Annotated in this window: 20 protein-coding genes, 1 tRNA gene and 1 pseudogene; 8 read left to right on the top strand and 14 right to left on the bottom strand. The window is 37.3% G+C overall.

The window, feature by feature from the left end; genetic code table 11:
* Window positions 1–1,394, bottom strand: a 1,394-nt coding sequence (gene ffh, locus BTHERMOSOX_RS02665) for a signal recognition particle protein (protein WP_138119160.1), incomplete at its 3' end; no start/stop codon positions are given.
* 62 nt (window positions 1,395–1,456) lie between these two features.
* On the opposite strand from ffh, the gene BTHERMOSOX_RS02660 reads away from it, so the two are divergent.
* A complete protein-coding gene (locus tag BTHERMOSOX_RS02660; RefSeq protein ID WP_138119159.1) occupies window positions 1,457–2,242 on the top strand; it encodes a cytochrome C assembly family protein in 786 nt (261 codons plus the stop codon).
* Between the two features lie 73 nt (window positions 2,243–2,315).
* On the opposite strand, the gene lepA is transcribed toward BTHERMOSOX_RS02660, so the two are convergent.
* On the bottom strand, window positions 2,316–4,103 hold the full coding sequence (gene lepA / locus BTHERMOSOX_RS02655) for a translation elongation factor 4 (RefSeq protein WP_138119164.1): 1,788 nt from the start codon (window positions 4,101–4,103) through the stop codon (window positions 2,316–2,318).
* A gap of 45 nt (window positions 4,104–4,148) precedes the next feature.
* Between lepA and BTHERMOSOX_RS02650 the strand changes: the two genes are divergently transcribed.
* From BTHERMOSOX_RS02650 to BTHERMOSOX_RS02635, 4 genes and pseudogenes are all read left to right on the top strand, one after another.
* Window positions 4,149–4,598: a peroxiredoxin gene (locus BTHERMOSOX_RS02650; protein ID WP_138119156.1), complete on the top strand. Its 450-nt coding sequence runs from the start codon at window positions 4,149–4,151 to the stop codon at window positions 4,596–4,598.
* Between the two features lie 35 nt (window positions 4,599–4,633).
* Entirely contained in the window at window positions 4,634–5,083 is a 450-nt protein-coding gene (locus BTHERMOSOX_RS02645) for a peroxiredoxin (protein ID WP_138119154.1), read from the top strand.
* Window positions 5,080–5,589, top strand: a pseudogene (gene ubiG / locus BTHERMOSOX_RS02640) (bifunctional 2-polyprenyl-6-hydroxyphenol methylase/3-demethylubiquinol 3-O-methyltransferase UbiG); the annotation flags it as partial. The gene BTHERMOSOX_RS02645 and the pseudogene ubiG, both read left to right, overlap by 4 nt.
* 83 nt (window positions 5,590–5,672) lie before the next feature.
* Window positions 5,673–5,978, top strand: coding sequence for a hypothetical protein (locus BTHERMOSOX_RS02635; RefSeq protein ID WP_138119150.1), 306 nt, complete (start codon window positions 5,673–5,675; stop codon window positions 5,976–5,978).
* Here the strand turns inward: BTHERMOSOX_RS02635 and acpS are convergent.
* From acpS to rnc, 6 genes are read right to left on the bottom strand one after another with little or no spacing between them, the layout of a single operon-like run.
* Window positions 5,975–6,397, bottom strand: a complete 423-nt coding sequence (gene acpS / locus BTHERMOSOX_RS02630; RefSeq protein ID WP_138119148.1) for a holo-ACP synthase — start codon at window positions 6,395–6,397, stop codon at window positions 5,975–5,977. The genes BTHERMOSOX_RS02635 and acpS overlap by 4 nt on opposite strands.
* The gene (gene pdxJ / locus BTHERMOSOX_RS02625) at window positions 6,394–7,140 is read right to left on the bottom strand and encodes a pyridoxine 5'-phosphate synthase (protein WP_138119146.1); all 747 of its coding nucleotides are present in this window, start codon (window positions 7,138–7,140) and stop codon (window positions 6,394–6,396) included. Before pdxJ ends, acpS begins: the two co-directional genes overlap by 4 nt.
* Window positions 7,141–7,147: 7 nt before the next feature.
* Window positions 7,148–7,837: a DNA repair protein RecO gene (gene recO / locus BTHERMOSOX_RS02620; protein WP_171004627.1), complete on the bottom strand. Its 690-nt coding sequence runs from the start codon at window positions 7,835–7,837 to the stop codon at window positions 7,148–7,150.
* A complete protein-coding gene (locus BTHERMOSOX_RS02615) occupies window positions 7,834–8,760 on the bottom strand; it encodes a metal-dependent hydrolase (RefSeq protein ID WP_138119142.1) in 927 nt (308 codons plus the stop codon). The genes recO and BTHERMOSOX_RS02615 overlap by 4 nt, the downstream gene beginning before the upstream one ends.
* A gap of 6 nt (window positions 8,761–8,766) precedes the next feature.
* Window positions 8,767–9,651 (bottom strand): GTPase Era, encoded by an 885-nt coding sequence (era, locus tag BTHERMOSOX_RS02610; RefSeq protein ID WP_138119140.1) that lies wholly within the window; start codon window positions 9,649–9,651, stop codon window positions 8,767–8,769.
* Complete coding sequence (gene rnc / locus BTHERMOSOX_RS02605; RefSeq protein WP_138119138.1) at window positions 9,651–10,319, bottom strand: ribonuclease III; 669 nt, start codon at window positions 10,317–10,319, stop codon at window positions 9,651–9,653. The genes era and rnc overlap by 1 nt, the downstream gene beginning before the upstream one ends.
* Window positions 10,320–10,357: 38 nt before the next feature.
* On the opposite strand from rnc, the gene cas6 reads away from it, so the two are divergent.
* Together cas6 and BTHERMOSOX_RS02595 are read left to right on the top strand one after the other, a co-directional pair.
* Window positions 10,358–11,026 (top strand): type I-MYXAN CRISPR-associated protein Cas6/Cmx6, encoded by a 669-nt coding sequence (gene cas6, locus BTHERMOSOX_RS02600; protein ID WP_138119136.1) that lies wholly within the window; start codon window positions 10,358–10,360, stop codon window positions 11,024–11,026.
* Between the two features lie 72 nt (window positions 11,027–11,098).
* A complete protein-coding gene (locus BTHERMOSOX_RS02595) occupies window positions 11,099–12,130 on the top strand; it encodes a thioredoxin fold domain-containing protein (RefSeq protein WP_138119134.1) in 1,032 nt (343 codons plus the stop codon).
* Between the two features lie 36 nt (window positions 12,131–12,166).
* On the opposite strand, the gene BTHERMOSOX_RS02590 is transcribed toward BTHERMOSOX_RS02595, so the two are convergent.
* The 6 genes from BTHERMOSOX_RS02590 to BTHERMOSOX_RS02565 form a co-directional block, all read right to left on the bottom strand.
* Window positions 12,167–12,496, bottom strand: a complete 330-nt coding sequence (locus BTHERMOSOX_RS02590) for a zinc ribbon domain-containing protein YjdM (RefSeq protein WP_138119132.1) — start codon at window positions 12,494–12,496, stop codon at window positions 12,167–12,169.
* Between the two features lie 9 nt (window positions 12,497–12,505).
* Entirely contained in the window at window positions 12,506–13,360 is an 855-nt protein-coding gene (thyA, locus tag BTHERMOSOX_RS02585) for a thymidylate synthase (protein WP_138119130.1), read from the bottom strand.
* Window positions 13,361–13,362: 2 nt separating this feature from the next.
* The gene (lgt, locus tag BTHERMOSOX_RS02580) at window positions 13,363–14,133 is read right to left on the bottom strand and encodes a prolipoprotein diacylglyceryl transferase (RefSeq protein ID WP_138119162.1); all 771 of its coding nucleotides are present in this window, start codon (window positions 14,131–14,133) and stop codon (window positions 13,363–13,365) included.
* 12 nt (window positions 14,134–14,145) lie between these two features.
* A tRNA-Arg gene (locus tag BTHERMOSOX_RS02575) sits at window positions 14,146–14,222 on the bottom strand.
* 38 nt (window positions 14,223–14,260) lie between these two features.
* The gene (locus BTHERMOSOX_RS02570) at window positions 14,261–14,575 is read right to left on the bottom strand and encodes an ArsR/SmtB family transcription factor (RefSeq protein WP_138119128.1); all 315 of its coding nucleotides are present in this window, start codon (window positions 14,573–14,575) and stop codon (window positions 14,261–14,263) included.
* Between the two features lie 29 nt (window positions 14,576–14,604).
* On the bottom strand, window positions 14,605–15,255 hold the full coding sequence (locus BTHERMOSOX_RS02565) for an ABC transporter substrate-binding protein (protein ID WP_138119126.1): 651 nt from the start codon (window positions 15,253–15,255) through the stop codon (window positions 14,605–14,607).
* A 102-nt stretch (window positions 15,256–15,357) separates the two neighbouring features.
* Between BTHERMOSOX_RS02565 and BTHERMOSOX_RS02560 the strand changes: the two genes are divergently transcribed.
* Window positions 15,358–16,695: a S41 family peptidase gene (locus BTHERMOSOX_RS02560; protein ID WP_138119124.1), complete on the top strand. Its 1,338-nt coding sequence runs from the start codon at window positions 15,358–15,360 to the stop codon at window positions 16,693–16,695.
* Window position 16,696: the final 1 nt, after the last annotated feature.

Raw genomic sequence — 16,696 nt, 5'->3', positions numbered from 1 at the left:
ATGCCAGGTAGTTTCATTTTTGACATATCAGGCATTCCAGCTGGCATATCTCCACCTTGCAACCCTGCCATTTTAGCCATCATTTTTTGCATCTTACCGCCACTCATTTTTTTCATTTGTTTCTGCATTTTTTCAAATTGTTTAAGTAACTTATTAACATCTTGTGGTGAAGTTCCAGAACCATTGGCAATACGATTTTTTCGAGAGCCTTTAATTAGTTTGGTATGAGATCGCTCTTTTGGCGTCATTGAATTGATAATAGCCACCATACGTTTAGTATCAACACCACCCATCATTTGATTTTTAACACTTTGTGGGATTTGACCCATGCCTGGCATCTTGTCCATCAATGCTGCCATGCCACCCATTTGCTCCATTTGCAACAACTGATCACGCATATCATCTAAATCAAACTGACCTTTGGCCATTTTTTTAACCGATTTTTCAGCTTTTTTATGGTCAACTTTTCTAGAGATTTCTTCCACTAAAGACAAGACATCGCCCATACCAAGTAGGCGTGAAACCACACGATCTGGATGGAACGGCTCTAGCGCATCAATCTTCTCACCAACACCTAAAAACTTAATTGGTTTACCAGTAATATGGCGAACAGAAAGTGCTGCACCACCTCGTGCATCGCCATCTGTTTTGGTTAAAATAATACCTGTTAATGGCAATGCATCAGCAAAGGCTTTGGCAGTATGCGCTGCATCCTGACCTGTCATAGAATCTACAACAAACAAGGTTTCAATTGGATTAACTTTTTGCTGTAGTGTTTGAATCTCACTCATCATTTCTTCATCTACATGAAGACGACCAGCGGTGTCAACTAACAGTACATCGTGAAATTTTTGCTGCGCATATTTTTTTGCATCAGCAACAATTTTTTCAGGTTTTTGACTGATATCTGATGCAAAAAAATCAACCTCAACTTGCTTAGCCAGTACTTCTAATTGTGCAATAGCGGCCGGTCGATATACATCGGCACTTACCACCAAGACTTTCTTATTTTCACGCTCTCTTAAATATAATGCTAGCTTGGCAATTGAAGTTGTTTTACCTGCACCTTGCAAACCCGCTACCATCACTACTGCAGGGGCTTGAGTTTTAAGATCTAGGGTTTTATTCTCACCACCGATAATATCAGTTAGCTCGGTTTCAACTAGCTTGATAAATGCTTGTGAAGGGTTAAGACCTTCGCCAACTTTAAGTCCAAGTGCTTTTTCTTGTACACGATCTAAAAAAGCCTTGATAACTTCAAGTGCGACATCCGCCTCTAATAAGGCACGTCGAACCTCGCGAATAGCTTCCTTAATATTAGATTCGGAAAGCTTACTTTTTCCTTGCAAGGCTTTAAAACTATTAGATAGGCGATCAGTTAAATTATCAAACATAATTCTATTGTTGAATCAAAGTATCGTATTATAGTACCTTGTATTAATTCAGCGCGCTAATTATGTTTTTATCTTATTTTGCAATTTCAACTTATTTAACTGCAGCCCTATTGCTGATGCGTTTTTTTAGCAAAAATGAACTCAAGCATCCACACCAGCAAACAACCTCATTATTGATTAGTTTTGCTATTATTGCACAAACTCTAACCTTTACTGATTTTTGGACGACAAATGGCATTGTATTTGGCCTGGCAAACAGCGCCTCATTTGTTGCTTGGTTGATTGCTATTTTGTTATTTTTATCTTCAATTTCTAAGCCAGTACATGCGCTGGGTATTTTAGTTTACCCATTGGCCGCCATTTCTCTAGGTTTTGGCATTTTATTTCCGGATGCTAGCGATAAAATCATTCCGCTAAGTATTGCTTCGCATGTATTTTTATCAATCACCGCCTATGCTTTATTAGCGTTGGCTGTGTGCCAATCAGTGCTATTAAAAATTCAGGAAAATCATTTACATGCGCACAAGATTAACGCCTTTATCAATAAATTGCCGCCTTTACAAACCATGGAAGGATTGTTGTTTCAGAGTTTAAGAATTGGTTTTTACCTACTAACCTTATCTCTCATTACCGGCTTTATTTTTATTGATGATTTTCTTGCTCAACAGCTAATGCATAAAACAGTATTGTCAATTATTGCTTGGATGATTTTTGCAACCTTAATTACTGGACGAAAGTTATTTGGCTGGCGCGGCAAGCAAGCAATTACCACAACTCAGGTTGGTTTTAGTTTGCTGGTTATTGCTTATTACGGCTCTAAGTTTGTTTTAGAGCGCCTACTAGCTTAAACCAATAAATGATAGTTTTTGTTCAGATCAAGGCTTTCTTTATAACTCAGATATAGACAAACAAATACGTTTATTAATCGATATGTAAGACCGCAAGGAATGCCTCTTGTGGGATATCCACTCTTCCTACACTACGCATACGCTTTTTACCTTTTTTCTGCTTATCAAGCAATTTACGCTTACGAGAGACATCACCGCCATAACATTTAGCCGTTACATTTTTTCTCAGGGCCTTAACATTGGCACGAGAAATAATCTTAACACCGATACATGCCTGAATAGAGACGTCAAACATCTGACGTGGAATTAATTCTTTCATTTTCTCAGCGATTTCTCTACCCTTTCGAACTGAATCATCACGATGAATAATCAATGCCAACGCATCAACTGGTTCTTGATTGATCATGATATCTAGACGAATTAAATCGGACTCTTGATAGCGTGCAAATTTATAATCCATCGAGGCAAAGCCACGAGAAACCGATTTAAGTCGATCAAAGAAATCCAACACGACTTCGTTGAGTGGTAATTCATAAACCAATTGAACTTGCCTACCCATATAGGTAAGTGATTTTTGTACGCCACGCTTTTCAACACAAAGGCTAATTACATTGCCCACATACTCATCTGTTACTAAAATATTGGCGGTGATAATCGGCTCTCTAAATTCGGCAATAGACTGATTTGTTGGCATTTTCGAGGGGCTGTCAACATGATGAAGATTGCCCTTAGTGTCCAAAATTTCATAAATAACAGTAGGCGCCGTGGTAATCAAATCAAGATTATATTCACGCTCTAAGCGCTCTTGAACAATCTCCATGTGCAATAAGCCTAAGAAACCAATACGAAAACCAAAACCAAGTGCATCAGAATTTTCTGGCTCATATTGCAAGGCTGAATCATTCAAACGTAACTTGGCTAGCGCATCACGAAATTTTTCATAATCCTCGCCAGAGATGGGGAAAATACCTGCAAATACACGTGGCTGAACTGGCTTAAAGCCCTCTAAAGGCTCAGTGACAGAATTCTTGGCACCAGTAATAGTGTCACCTACTGGGGCGCCATCAATATTCTTAATGTTAGCAATTAAAAAGCCAACCTCTCCAGCCTTAAGGCTTTCGGTTTTAACCCTCTTGGGAGTAAATACACCCACTTCATCAACTGAATGCTCATTACCATTGGAGAAAATTTTAATCTTTGTTTTTGCTTTAATTTCACCATCAATCACTCGAACAAGTGACACTACACCTAGATAATTATCAAACCAAGAATCAATAATAAGTGCCTTGATAGGTGCATCAATTTCACCCTTTGGCGCAGGAATTTTCTCAACAATTTGCTCAAGAATATCTTGAATACCAATGCCAGACTTGGCACTGGCATGTACCGCATCCATTGCCTCAATACCGATCACATCCTCAATCTCTTCAATAACGCGATCTGGATCTGCAGCAGGTAAATCAATTTTATTTAAAACCGGCACCACTTCCAAACCTTGGTCAAGCGCCGTATAACAATTAGCAACTGTCTGAGCCTCAACACCTTGCGATGCATCTACAATTAATAAAGCACCCTCACAAGCTGATAATGAACGTGACACTTCATAAGAAAAATCCACGTGCCCCGGAGTATCAATAAAGTTCAAATGGTAAGTTTTGCCATTATTTGCATTGTAATCCAAAGAAACACTCTGAGATTTAATAGTAATGCCACGCTCTTTTTCAATATCCATTGAATCTAGCACTTGTGCTGACATTTCACGATCGCTCAAACCGCCACAAAACTGAATAAAACGATCGGCAATGGTAGATTTACCATGGTCAATATGGGCAATGATTGAAAAATTACGAATGTTCTTCATGGTGGTGATAAAATCAAGGTTTTTAAACAACTCATTATACAAGCAATGAATAAAGTTCAACCTATTACCTGCTCCGCAACGAGTAATTTAGACGTAAAAATTCCTGATAGCGAAAATCGTAATATTGTTTTATATTTCTACCCTAAAGATGCAACACCTGGCTGCACCACAGAAGGGCAAGATTTTAGAGATAATCACCAAGCATTTGTTAATGCCAACTGCGTTGTTTATGGCGTGTCAAAAGATACTCTAGCTAAACACGAAAAATTTAAAGCCAAGCAAAAATTTCCATTTGAATTAATCTCTGATGAAGAAGGTAAACTCTGCGAACTATTCAGCGTATGGCAATTAAAAAAATTCATGGGTAGAGAGTATATGGGTATTGTTCGCTCAACCTTTATCATTAGCCCAGAAGGTGATATTCTTAAATCTTGGGATAAGGTTAGAGTTAAGGCTCATGTGAATGAGGTGTTAGAAGCTGTTCAATCTCTATGATAAAATAAACCTTTAATAATTTAACCATCGTCGCCATGAATAAAGCTCAACCAACCAACTGTAAAGCTACAAGCAACGTAAGTGCCAGCATTCCTGATACAGAGGGACGTAATATCGTTTTGTATTTTTATCCCAAGAATGCAACCTCAGGATGTACACTTGAAGGGCAAGATTTTAGAGATAATTACCAAGCATTTGTCGATGCTAATACAGTTGTTTACGGTGTTTCAAAAGATAGCATGGAAAGTCATGAAAAGTTTAAAGCCAAACAAGAATTTCCGTTCGAGCTAATTTCTGATGAAGATGGAATCTTATGTGAAGCGTTTGGTGCTTGGCAATTAAAATCTAAAAATGGTGAAGAGAAAATAGGCATTGTGCGTTCTACCTTTATCATTGGCACAAATGGCAACATCTTAAAATCTTGGAATAAAGTTGCCGTTAGCGGACATGTTGATGAAGTACTAAAAGTGGTGAAATCATTATGAGTAATGTAGATTACGATGAAGTTAATAAATTTGCCGCACTAGCATCACGCTGGTGGGACAAGAATTCTGAATTTAAAGCCCTTCACGACATTAACCCATTGCGCCTAAATTACATTAAAGAGCGTTGTGACAATTCATTAAACGGCAAAAACATTCTAGATGTTGGTTGTGGTGGCGGAATTCTAAGCGAGGCAATGGCTAGTGAAGGTGCAAATGTAACGGGCATAGATATGGCAGAAGCGGGCTTAGAAGTGGCTAAGCTCCACCTGCTTGAATCTGGACAGAAAGTCAACTATCAAAAGATTCCAGTTGAAGAACTTGCCAAAACTCATGCGGGAAAATTTGATGTAGTGACTTGCTTGGAAATGCTTGAGCATGTTCCAGATCCAAACTCTATTATTCAGGCTTGCGCAACGTTAGTAAAGCCAGGTGGGCAAGTGTTTTTATCCACTATTAATCGCAATACAAAATCTTACTTGTTTGCCATTGTTGGTGCAGAATATATTTAAAATTATTTGACCTAAGTCATAGAATATTCCACAATTAAGTGTAAACTTTAAGCCAACCATTGTTTTTTTATAGTTGACTTATGAAAAAAATTATTGCGATCTTTATCATTCTATCAGGCTCTTCTGCCCATAGCTTATCCCCCAACGAAATGTTTATTATCATTGGTGCAGTTAAATATTACAATGAGAATTGCGGTGGATTGAGTTATCAAGGCATCAAACAAATGAACAAAGGCCTTAAGCGCTTTGATATGGATGAAATTCCAGTGCCAATTCTTGAACAAAATCCAATGGCTTTATCTGGATTTAAAACCGCAGAAAATTTTGGCTGTCAGGGTACTAGAAATGAAGCTTTTAAAGCTGGCTATGGCGCCTACATTAACTAAAACGTTGTGCCATATTCACCTGATTCTGATTCTTGCTCAACACCCAACTCCAACACTACAAAAGCAATCGCATTAAATTTTTCGTCTGACAAGCTTAAATGCGCATGTTTGATATTTTTACTCACCAAATGTAGGCGTAATTTTTCACTAGGAATGAAATAAGGTTTTCCACTATCGTTATTACGAATAGTTAAATCCTGAAAACTGACAACCTTACCAATACCCGTTCCAAGTGCTTTTGCAAAAGCCTCTTTTGCAGCAAAACGCTTAGCACAGTATGAGGCGCTATCGCCCTTATTGGCAAACAATAAGCGCTCATGATCAGACAAAACACGATTAACAAAACCTTGCTTATTTTTATTCAAGATATGTTCAACACGCTCAATATTGATAATATCTGTACCGATACCGTAGATCATGCTTTTATACTCCCTTGCGGGGTACGCACCTCGAGCATTAAATCTTTCATTTCTTGTGTTGCTTGAGCAAGTCCAACAAAAACTGCTCTGGCAATAATTGAATGTCCAATGTTAAGTTCAATAATTTCGGGTAATTTCGCAATTTCTGCTGTATTTTCTAGCGTCAATCCATGACCTGCATTAACCTGTAAACCAATAGAATGGGCGTAAGTTGCCATAGTTTTAATATGCTCTAACTCTTGCTGTTGTTCAGTGCCAGAAGTGTCGGCATAATGACCAGTATGTAGCTCAATAACAGGCGCGCCACATTCTCGAGCTGCATCGATTTGCTCTTTTTGAGCATCGATGAATAATGATACATTAATTTTAGCCTCGCCCAATCTAGCACATACACCTGTCATTCTAGAAATTTGACCCGAAACATCTAGTCCACCTTCAGTCGTTAGTTCTTCACGTTTTTCAGGTACTAAGCAGCAATCTTCTGGCTTTATTTTTTCAGCAATAGCGATCATTTCATCGGTTGTTGCCATTTCTAAATTCATTTTAGTGGTTAGCTTTTGACGAAAAATTTCCACATCAGCATCTTGGATATGACGCCTATCTTCACGCAAGTGCAAAGTGATGCTATCAGCGCCTGATTGCTCACATAATAAAGCCCCTTCAATTGGAGAAGGGTAGCTTGTGCCTCGCGCCTGACGAATGGTGGCTATGTGATCAATGTTGACGCCTAAATAAATACTCATAATGTTGTTATCTGCTAAAAAATAAGGATCGACTTTGTAAAGGCTTATCGCCCAATAAGGGCTTTAACCTGAGTCGATTTAAATCTCTACATACCTTTAATTGCACTAAATCTGGCATATTGTTAATGTCATCAGCTAGCAATTGGTAGATCAATTTTCCTGATATTTTACCCGTAACGCTTGGCGCAAATCCACCCTGATGTTGATATTCATACATCAAGTCTTGGTTTATTTCGTTGCCAACAACATCGTAAGACAAATCAACACCATAACCCAGTTCTTGCAATAAATTATTTTCAAATAAACGCAACAACCAATGGTGTAAAGCGGCATCTATTTCGGTTAATTGATTAACAAAATCTCTGTACATAACAAACAACTCATAATGAGGATCTTGATCTTGCAACAGCCTTGAAATAAGCTCATTGACATACATACCTAAAATTAAACTTTCGCCCTGCAAGCGTCTTGGTACGTCATCCACTTCCCAATTATTCAACCCTTTTAAATCACCCTTGCCACTATAAGAAATTTTTAGATGTTGAAACACTTGTATGGAGGTTTTTGACTTTCTTAAGCTACGACCAACCAGGCGTATTTTTCCATACTCATGGGTAAAAAAATCCAACAGCAATGAAGACTCTTTAAAAGCCCGACGATGAATTAAAAAAGCTGAAGTTAATTCAATTTTTGTCACAATTTTTTATTTCCATACATTCCTTGTAAATCAAAATGTATTTTGTTTCTATAGGGTGTTATTAGATTCCATTCGCCTTCTATAAATTTTGCAATAATAAAGCTAAAAGCCGGATTTTCAATACTTCCCATTCTAAGATCTTGCAACACCAACTGATCGTTAACAATTTTCAAATTATAAAAATCACTTGAAAAGTTTGCATATTTATCCACTTCATTAGTATTGATACTTTTTAAATAATGGCGATTTTCAACCTGAATTTTTTTTCCTTTTTCACCTAAAATATTAACAAAATATTGCTCTATATAATCATCATTCACAGTTACCACTCTCCACAATAAACTGTTAAATGGCGTAGGGGTTGCAAAACTTTTTTCACTTGGTATAAGTGCTTGCTGAATAAGCAATGTTAAGAGTAAATACGCCTGTGAAAAAACAAGCGCTATTGTATTAAATGAAATCCCCTTGATTTGTAACATCTTTTTCTTAATAAAAAGATAGCCAACACTTACAATAAGTGGCAATGTATAGATTGGATCAATGACAAAAATTGAGCCTATCATTACCTTATGATCACTAAAAGGTAAAAATAAAGAGGTGCCGTAAATTGTAAGGCTGTCTAAAATTGGATGCGTCGTTAGGGCTAAAAAAACTAACAACCACCATCGAAAATAACTAATTAAACTAAAAAACTTATACAGAAATAAGGCAATTAACGGGGAAATTACAGATAGATAAAACAAAGAGTGAGAGAAGCCTCTATGTCTGATTGTACTTGTTAGATCGTCTGGATGACTAAGAAAAATATCTAGATCAGGTATTGTGGCTACAAGACCAGAAATTAATGCAATTTTTATGGTTTTTTTAGGTGAAACGGCTAGCCCAATGACAGCACCAAGACTGAACTGTGTTACTGAATCCATTAAGGTTTAATCGTAGCCCAATGAAGCTAACGAACGTTTAGAATCTGACCAACCAGTAGATACCTTAACCCAAAGTCGTAAAAATACTTTACGCTCTAAAAACCCTTCAATACTTTGTCGCGCTTCAGTGCCAATAAGTTTAAGCATGGCGCCCTTGTTACCAATGACAATATTTTTTTGCGAATCCTTTTCAACAAAAATACGTGCAGAAATTCGCTGCATCTTGCCGTCTAATTCGTATTGCTCAATTTCTACGGTTAAATCATAAGGTAACTCATCATCTAAATGACGCATAAGTTTCTCGCGAATAAATTCAGCCACAATAAACCTCTCTGAACGATCAGTGACATAATCTACATCAAAAATCATGTCTTGCTCAGGTAAGTACTTAAGTACTAATTTTTTTAGAGCGGCTGTGTCACGTTTTTTAAAAGCTGATAGTGGAAATAAGTCGGTCGGTTGATACTTTTCAGAAATTTTTTCTATAAATGGCAAAACCGCCTGATGCGATACAAGTTTGTCAATTTTGTTAATACACATAATAACTGGCACATCAACTTGTGACACATGCTCTAAAACACGTTCATCTTCCTTGGTCCATTTACCTGCTTCAACCAACCACAAGATCATATCAACATCTTTAATACTAGAGCTAGCTGCACGGTTCATATAGGCATTAATGGCTTTTTTATTGCCAATATGCATGCCGGGTGTATCTACAAATACCATTTGATAATTATCCGTGGTATCAATTGCATGAATACGATGACGCGTGGTTTGTGGACGATGCGAAGTAATGGATAATTTTTGCCCAATAAGCTCATTAACCAAGGTTGATTTACCAACATTTGGCCTACCAACTACCGCTATAAATCCTGATTGAAATCCCATTATTTTCTCTCCTGTAGCTTGTCTAACAACGCCTGCGCGCAAGATTGCTCAGCTCTTTTAATACTTTTTGCATCTTGATCTACTTGCATTTTTTGATCTTCTAGCAAACAATTAACCGTGAAAATGGCATTATGATCCTTGCCTACTGTTTTAATTAATTCATATTTTGGCAATGTACTGTTACGCTTTTGCAAATATTCTTGAAGCAATGTTTTTGGATCTTTAAGCGAATCATTCGGATCAATATTGTCCAAAAGATCTTTAAATAAATCCAAAATAATAATGCTGATTGTTTCAAAATCAGAATCCAACAAGATCGCACCAAAGATGGCCTCTACTGCATCTGCCTGGATTGATTCACGGCGATAACCGCCACTTTTTAACTCTCCAGACCCCAAGATAAGCACATCTGATAATTGCAAAGCAAGTCCAAATTGAGCTAATGTCTGACCTCTAACTAAACGTGAACGCAAGCGTGATAATTTACCCTCTTCAACTTGAGTAAATCGCTTATATAACTCTCTAGAAATTACCAAACCTAGAATACTATCACCTAAAAACTCAAGACGTTCATTGTTTTTTCTACCAACACTACGATGCGTCAATGCAAGCTTAAGCAAAGACGTGTCTTTAAATTGATAGTTGAGTTTTTGTTGTAATTTTTCCATCTATAATGACGCAATAATAATTAAATTCGTATTTTTGTATGTTTTGGCAAGAAGACACTAAACAAGAACATTTTACGCTTCCTGAAACTATTCAAGAGGTTAGCTTTAAAATCCAATCGAAAATTCTTCCGATGGACCATAGCTTTTTACTGGCTCAAGCCCTGCTCAAACATCTACCTTGGTTAGAAGAAATTAACGCTGGCATTCATAATGTTGGTGTGGCTGATGGCAATGGCTGGGAGCAAAGCAAGGAAGGTGGGTTTTACTACCCTTCAAAGCGCTCGAAACTGATTCTACGTATCACGCATGAACACCTGAAAGATGCTGAAAATTTGGCTGGAAAAATACTCGACTTAGGTGAGTATAAAATAAAAGTAGTTAAACTCATTAACTCAAAATTATTAAGCGATTTGCCAGTTTTATTTGCAAAGCAAGTCGCTTGCGAACATAGTATGAGTGAAGAGGATTTTTTAAAACTCTGCTTTAAACAACTATCTAACCTTGGCATTCAAGTCAAAAAAATGATGGCAGGTCTTGAGAGTAATATTAAGACTGAATCCGGCACTATCCATACTCGTTCACTAATGGTGGCCGACCTTAAAAAAAATGAATCAGTGCTATTGCAAGAAAAAGGGTTGGGTGATCATCGCTTATTAGGCTGCGGATTATTTGTACCGCAAAAGGGAATTGAATCTATTGATAATTAGCATATCGCTTGCATCAATCTACATTTAAGCCTACAATCTTTAAGTATCTAAATACAACTCTGGGGAGAGATTATGCACGCAATACTACTAACTATTGCACTATTATTTTCAATCAATACACTTGCTCATGAACACGTCAAGCAAGGTGAATTCTTAGGCGGAAAAATTGTCGATGAATTACCCAACTGGTTTAAAGCAACCTTCATGGACTTTTCAGAAGACTTAGAAGAGGCTGCTGACGAAGGCAGGCATGTAATGATTTACTTCCATCAAGATGGCTGCCCTTATTGTGCCAAGCTGGTTCAGGACAACTTCCACGATAAAGATTTAGTGGCTAAATTACAAAGCAATTTTGATGTCATTGAAACCAATATGTGGGGGGATCGTGAACTAACAGATTGGCAAGGTAGTGATTTCACCGAAAAAGAATTTTCAGCAAAAATGAAAATTCAATTCACTCCTACACTTGTTTTTTTAAACTCTAAAGGCGAGACACTACTTAGGCTTAATGGCTATCAATCTATTGATAAAATGCACGCCACACTTGATTATATTGCTAATAAATCCTACCTTAATCAATCTTACGCGAATTATATTAATAACTTAAAGAAAGACAAAACTGGCACACTTAATGCACATGCTATTTTCGATGCTGGGCCGCATATGCTTAGTCGGAGCGAAACCATTCCAGCACAAAAAGTGTTGGCAGTATTTTTTGAAGAGCCAAATTGCCAAACCTGTAATGATTTCTATCAACAATTAATGCCACTGAAAGAGACTCAAAATTATCTAAAGAAAATGCAAGTTGTACGCTTTAATGCATTGTCTGATGAAAAACTTATCACCCCTGCTGGCAAACGCACCACCGCCAAAGATTGGTATGAGAAGCTTAATCTTACTTACAAACCTGCCATTGTATTTTTTGACAAAACCGGTGAAGAGATTATTAGACGTGATGCCTTTTTCAAAGCATACCATACGCACGGAATTATGACGTATGCCTTAACAGGTGCTTATAAAACCCAGCCAAATTTCCAGCGCTACCTAGAGGACAAATCAGACAAGCTACGCGAACAAGGTATTACAGTAGATCTTTGGAAATAGTGCAATTCGTAAAATTTCCGAAATTTTTTAACGCAATTAAACCTTTTTTACAAATTCTGACTTAAGCTTCATCGCACCGTGACCAGAGATTTTGCAATCAATATTATGATCACCCTTAACTAGACGAATATTTTTAACTTTTGTACCGACTTTAACTGCGTTTGAAGTGCCTTTAATTTTAAGGTCTTTGATCACCGTTACTGTATCACCATTCATTAGAGTGTTGCCATTTGAATCTTTAACCACCTCTTCTTGCTCAATCAAATCATCGGCTGAAAATTCATAAGCACATTCAGGGCAAATTAATAAATTGCCATCTTCATACACATATTCAGAATTACACTTAGGACAATTAGGCAGACTCATATTTTTCTCTTAAACAGTGAATGGATATTTAACTGGATTGTGGTGCTGGTAGCCCACTAACTCAAAATCTTCCAGGGTCACCCAAGTTTCAAGATCTTCCAGAGTTTTAATTTTTGGATTAATTTTTAATTGTGGCAGAGCTAATGGCTCACGATCAACTTGCTGGTTTTTAAAAATATCCACTTGGTTTTCATACAGGTGTACGTTGGACAAATGATGACGCATTTTTTTGGCTTTTTTACCAGTAATTTGTGCAGTAATGAGCAACAAAAATGCCACCTGAAAATGATTAAATGGCTGGCCAAGTGCATAGTCGCTGCTACGTTGATAGCTCTCAAGATATAGATCATCACCCAAAAGATTAAAATGGTGCGTGTGCATACATGCTGGCAAACAAGCGCGGTGAATAAGATTGGGATGATTAAAAGTCATCATTTCACGGCGATCATCGACACCATTGGATAAGTCTGTGACAATCTTTTTGTACTGATCCAGTGGCGCGTCATCTTCAATACCAGGAAATGCACGCCCTATTACGCCGTAACACATGCCCATATCATCTTCACCTTTACGGTGTGGGTTATCAAGCCAAGCCTGATTATCGTTAGCGTTAGCATTCCAGGTGTTGCAACCAATCGCCCTAAATTGAGCGGCAGAATCATAGCCACGAATGTAACCCAACATCTCAGCAATAGCCGACTTCCAAAAGAGTTTTTTAGTGGTTACCACTGGCACTGTACCATCTGACAAATCATGCTCAAACGTTGCGCCAATAACAGTAAGGGCCTTTTGTCCAGTACGGGTATTTTCTAACCATACGCCCTCATCTAAAATTCGTTTTCCAATATCAATATATGCTTTCATAATTATTTATTTTTTGATTTAAACCACAGATAAACACCCAGGATAATCATTGGCAAGCTTAGTATCTGACCCATGGTTAGCCAATCAAATGCTAAGTATCCAAGCTGCACATCGGGCACTCGAACAAACTCAATTATAAATCTAAAGAATCCATAAAAAATTAAAAATAATGCCGAAATTGACATTAGCGGTCTTGGTTTTCGACTGTATACCCAAAGAATGGCGAATAATACAAAGCCCTCTAACAAGGCCTCGTACAATTGCGATGGGAAGCGACTAACGCCCTGCTCTTGAATAAACATACCAAATGGAGTAGTGGTTATTTTTCCCCAAAGCTCACCATTGATAAAATTACCAATTCTGCCGAAACCTAAACCAAGTGGCGCCAGTGGTGCAACAAAATCCATGGTGGTAAAAAAACTTTTATGATATTTACGATTAAACAATGCCATTGCCAATAACACACCCAAAAAACCACCATGAAACGACATACCGCCACCTTGAATGGCAAAAATTGAGAGAGGATCAGCAATAAAGACTGGAAAGTTGTAAAACAACATATAACCCAATCGTCCACCAACAATGACACCAATAGCGCCATAGAAGATTAAATCTTCAATTTGTTGGGGATTCCAATCGTTATTTGAGTTTTTGGCGCGAGAATTGGCCAAAAAATAAGCGGCTAAAAAAGCTGCTAAATACATCAATCCATACCAATAGATTTGAGCAAAGCCAAGATCTAGTGCAATTGGATTAATATCAGGATAAATCATAAAGAATAAAAGTGGTGCGCTCGAGGTGATTCGAACACCCGACATTTGGCTTCGGAGGCCAACACTCTATCCAGCTGAGCTACGAGCGCATAATTTAACGAAAGTAGCGAGATAACTTTCTTTGAATTTAAATATCGTCAGATGAACAAAAAACAGCTTGCATATTCGCAACCAGTTTAAGAATTTTCGCATCTTTTACTTTACATAAAATTCTATTTCCATCACGTCTCGACTCAATAATATCCTTAGTTCTAAGGATATCAATATGCTGAGAAATATTCGACTGCGAAGAGCCTACTTGTTTTACAATTTCCAATACTGGTAATTCGTCATTTTTAAGTGCACATAAAATCTTAAGACGTAGCGGGTGTGCCATCGCTTTTAGCGCTTTAGTCGCCTTTTCAATATCTTTGTCTTTTTCTAATAAAGTCATATCACTCATAATTTCTTCTCGTTTTATTTACTGGTGAATTAAAGTCTGCCAAGCATACCGTATACGCCATATCTTCTTAGTTTAATTAACACCATTTTTTGATAGTAATTAATCAAACTATCGTTATTTAAAACGATATCTGCAATTTTCCAACTTTGATCAGCTGACTGATGGAAGATCAAATCTAAAAACATGTCGTACGAATAATATCCGTTTACTTTAAGCTTTACTGTAATTGAACCGCCAATCATTGGTCGGGCAGAGATAAATGCAAATGAGGTAGATCTTGTTTGCGTTAGCCTTGATAACAACGAAGTAATGATATTTTGCTTAATCTTAGTCACAAAATATGTTTGCTCTTCATTACCCAATCTTAAGTTACTAACTAACATAACCTCTTTGGCAATGTGATCGAAATCAAATAATGGTGCAACTTCGGTTTCGATAAGTTGGCCAATAAATCGTGGAGAATAAGTGGCAACTGTCGTTAATTGGTTAAGCTTAACAATGGCTGACTGAATGGTTTGTACCGGTCCTGCAGATTTTTCAACCTCAACTGGCTCAACAACTTCTTCTGTTACAACGGTATCGTTCGTCTCTAGTACTTCAGTATCAATCTCTTCTTGCGCAAAACTAAGCGTCGATAAAGATAATAAAAAAGCCAATAATCCTGCGTTCAATCTTCTCATTTTTTCTCCATTTAACAAAAACAAAACCAAGTAAAATTCAAAATAATAATCCTTGTTTTCACAGTATTATATTTTAACTTCGTATAAGCAAATAACTATATTATGACTTTCTTCAATTTTTTTAAAAAACCCTTGCTTTTAGCAATATTTTCTACATTTTTAAGCCTCTCTTTACAAGTTAACGCAGAAACTGCCGCTGAAAAACAAAGGCTAGAAGCCTTCTTTAAAGACCTTGAAGCTTTTACCGTTGTTTTTAGCGACATCAAACAACTGTATGTTGATGATGTTGAAAATAAGGAGTTATTTAATAATGCTATCAAAGGCATGGTTAGCGGACTAGACCCTCATTCAGTTTATCTAGAGCCTAAAGAGCAAAAAAGTTTAATGGAAGGCGCTTCTGGAAAATTTGGTGGACTGGGTATTGTTATTAGTAAAAAAGATGATGGCATTCAAGTTATCTCTCCGATTGATGATACACCTGCTTACAAGGCTGGCATTCAAGCAGGTGATTTAATTATAAAAATTGGCGACAAGCCTGTTCGTGGCATGACACTTGAGGATGGTGTTGATTTAATGCGTGGCGAACCAGGCACAGACATACAAATAACCATTTTACGTAAAAATCAAAAACCTTTTAAAGTTGACATCACTCGTGAAATTATCACCATTGTAAGTGTTAAAGGTTATTTGCTAGAAGAAAATATTGGCTATGTACGCATCTCTAGTTTTCAAGGGCCTACTGCAAACCTCTTAAAAGAAACTATTGATAAGTTAGTTGAAAAAAATGGCAACTACCTAAAGTCTTTAATTTTAGATTTACGCAACAATCCTGGTGGCGTACTTAATGGTGCGGTAGATGTTTCTAATTTATTCATCGATAAGCTTGGGCTTGTGGTTTATACCGAAGGCAGGATTAAAAGCTCAAACCTAAAATTTAAGACTAAACGTGGCGATATTTTGCTAGACTCGCCAATGGTTGTTTTGGTCAACGAAGGCTCAGCATCTGCTTCTGAGATTGTTGCTGGCGCCCTTCAAGATCATAAACGCGCTATTATTATGGGTAGCACTTCCTTTGGTAAAGGCTCGGTACAAACGATTATTGAGCTAGATGAAGGTTACGGGCTAAAAGTAACCACCGCACGTTACTACACACCAAACGGTCGCTCTATTCAAGCCAAAGGTATCGTGCCTGATATTGAACTGAAAAACATTAGTCTTGAGAATGAAAAAGAAGCGTCTATCGTTGATATTAAAGAAAATGATTTAGACGGACATCTAGAAGAAGAAACGCCAGACAATATGTCTGCAGATGAAATTATTGATGCGCAAGAAAAAAATCAGGCCTCCATGGATGAAAAAGCCATTGAAAGACTTAAGAAAGATTATTTCGTTCATGAGGCGACCAACCTACTTAAAGCATTAACGGTACTAGGAAAATAAT

Source organism: Bathymodiolus heckerae thiotrophic gill symbiont (assembly GCF_900128515.1).
GTDB lineage: Bacteria > Pseudomonadota > Gammaproteobacteria > PS1 > Pseudothioglobaceae > Thioglobus_A.
The sequence above is the reverse complement of the archived record's forward strand: the minus strand, read 5'-3'. Positions and strand labels throughout refer to the sequence as shown.

Coding starts and splice junctions, on each gene's coding strand:
- BTHERMOSOX_RS02660 (WP_138119159.1), top strand. CDS start 1,457: ATGTTTTTATCTTATTTTGCAATTTCAACTTATTTAACTGCAGCCCTA.
- lepA (WP_138119164.1), bottom strand. CDS start 4,103: ATGAAGAACATTCGTAATTTTTCAATCATTGCCCATATTGACCATGGT.
- BTHERMOSOX_RS02650 (WP_138119156.1), top strand. CDS start 4,149: ATGAATAAAGTTCAACCTATTACCTGCTCCGCAACGAGTAATTTAGAC.
- BTHERMOSOX_RS02645 (WP_138119154.1), top strand. CDS start 4,634: ATGAATAAAGCTCAACCAACCAACTGTAAAGCTACAAGCAACGTAAGT.
- BTHERMOSOX_RS02635 (WP_138119150.1), top strand. CDS start 5,673: ATGAAAAAAATTATTGCGATCTTTATCATTCTATCAGGCTCTTCTGCC.
- acpS (WP_138119148.1), bottom strand. CDS start 6,397: ATGATCTACGGTATCGGTACAGATATTATCAATATTGAGCGTGTTGAA.
- pdxJ (WP_138119146.1), bottom strand. CDS start 7,140: ATGAGTATTTATTTAGGCGTCAACATTGATCACATAGCCACCATTCGT.
- BTHERMOSOX_RS02615 (WP_138119142.1), bottom strand. CDS start 8,760: ATGGATTCAGTAACACAGTTCAGTCTTGGTGCTGTCATTGGGCTAGCC.
- era (WP_138119140.1), bottom strand. CDS start 9,651: ATGGGATTTCAATCAGGATTTATAGCGGTAGTTGGTAGGCCAAATGTT.
- rnc (WP_138119138.1), bottom strand. CDS start 10,319: ATGGAAAAATTACAACAAAAACTCAACTATCAATTTAAAGACACGTCT.
- cas6 (WP_138119136.1), top strand. CDS start 10,358: ATGTTTTGGCAAGAAGACACTAAACAAGAACATTTTACGCTTCCTGAA.
- BTHERMOSOX_RS02595 (WP_138119134.1), top strand. CDS start 11,099: ATGCACGCAATACTACTAACTATTGCACTATTATTTTCAATCAATACA.
- BTHERMOSOX_RS02590 (WP_138119132.1), bottom strand. CDS start 12,496: ATGAGTCTGCCTAATTGTCCTAAGTGTAATTCTGAATATGTGTATGAA.
- thyA (WP_138119130.1), bottom strand. CDS start 13,360: ATGAAAGCATATATTGATATTGGAAAACGAATTTTAGATGAGGGCGTA.
- lgt (WP_138119162.1), bottom strand. CDS start 14,133: ATGATTTATCCTGATATTAATCCAATTGCACTAGATCTTGGCTTTGCT.
- BTHERMOSOX_RS02570 (WP_138119128.1), bottom strand. CDS start 14,575: ATGAGTGATATGACTTTATTAGAAAAAGACAAAGATATTGAAAAGGCG.
- BTHERMOSOX_RS02565 (WP_138119126.1), bottom strand. CDS start 15,255: ATGAGAAGATTGAACGCAGGATTATTGGCTTTTTTATTATCTTTATCG.
- BTHERMOSOX_RS02560 (WP_138119124.1), top strand. CDS start 15,358: ATGACTTTCTTCAATTTTTTTAAAAAACCCTTGCTTTTAGCAATATTT.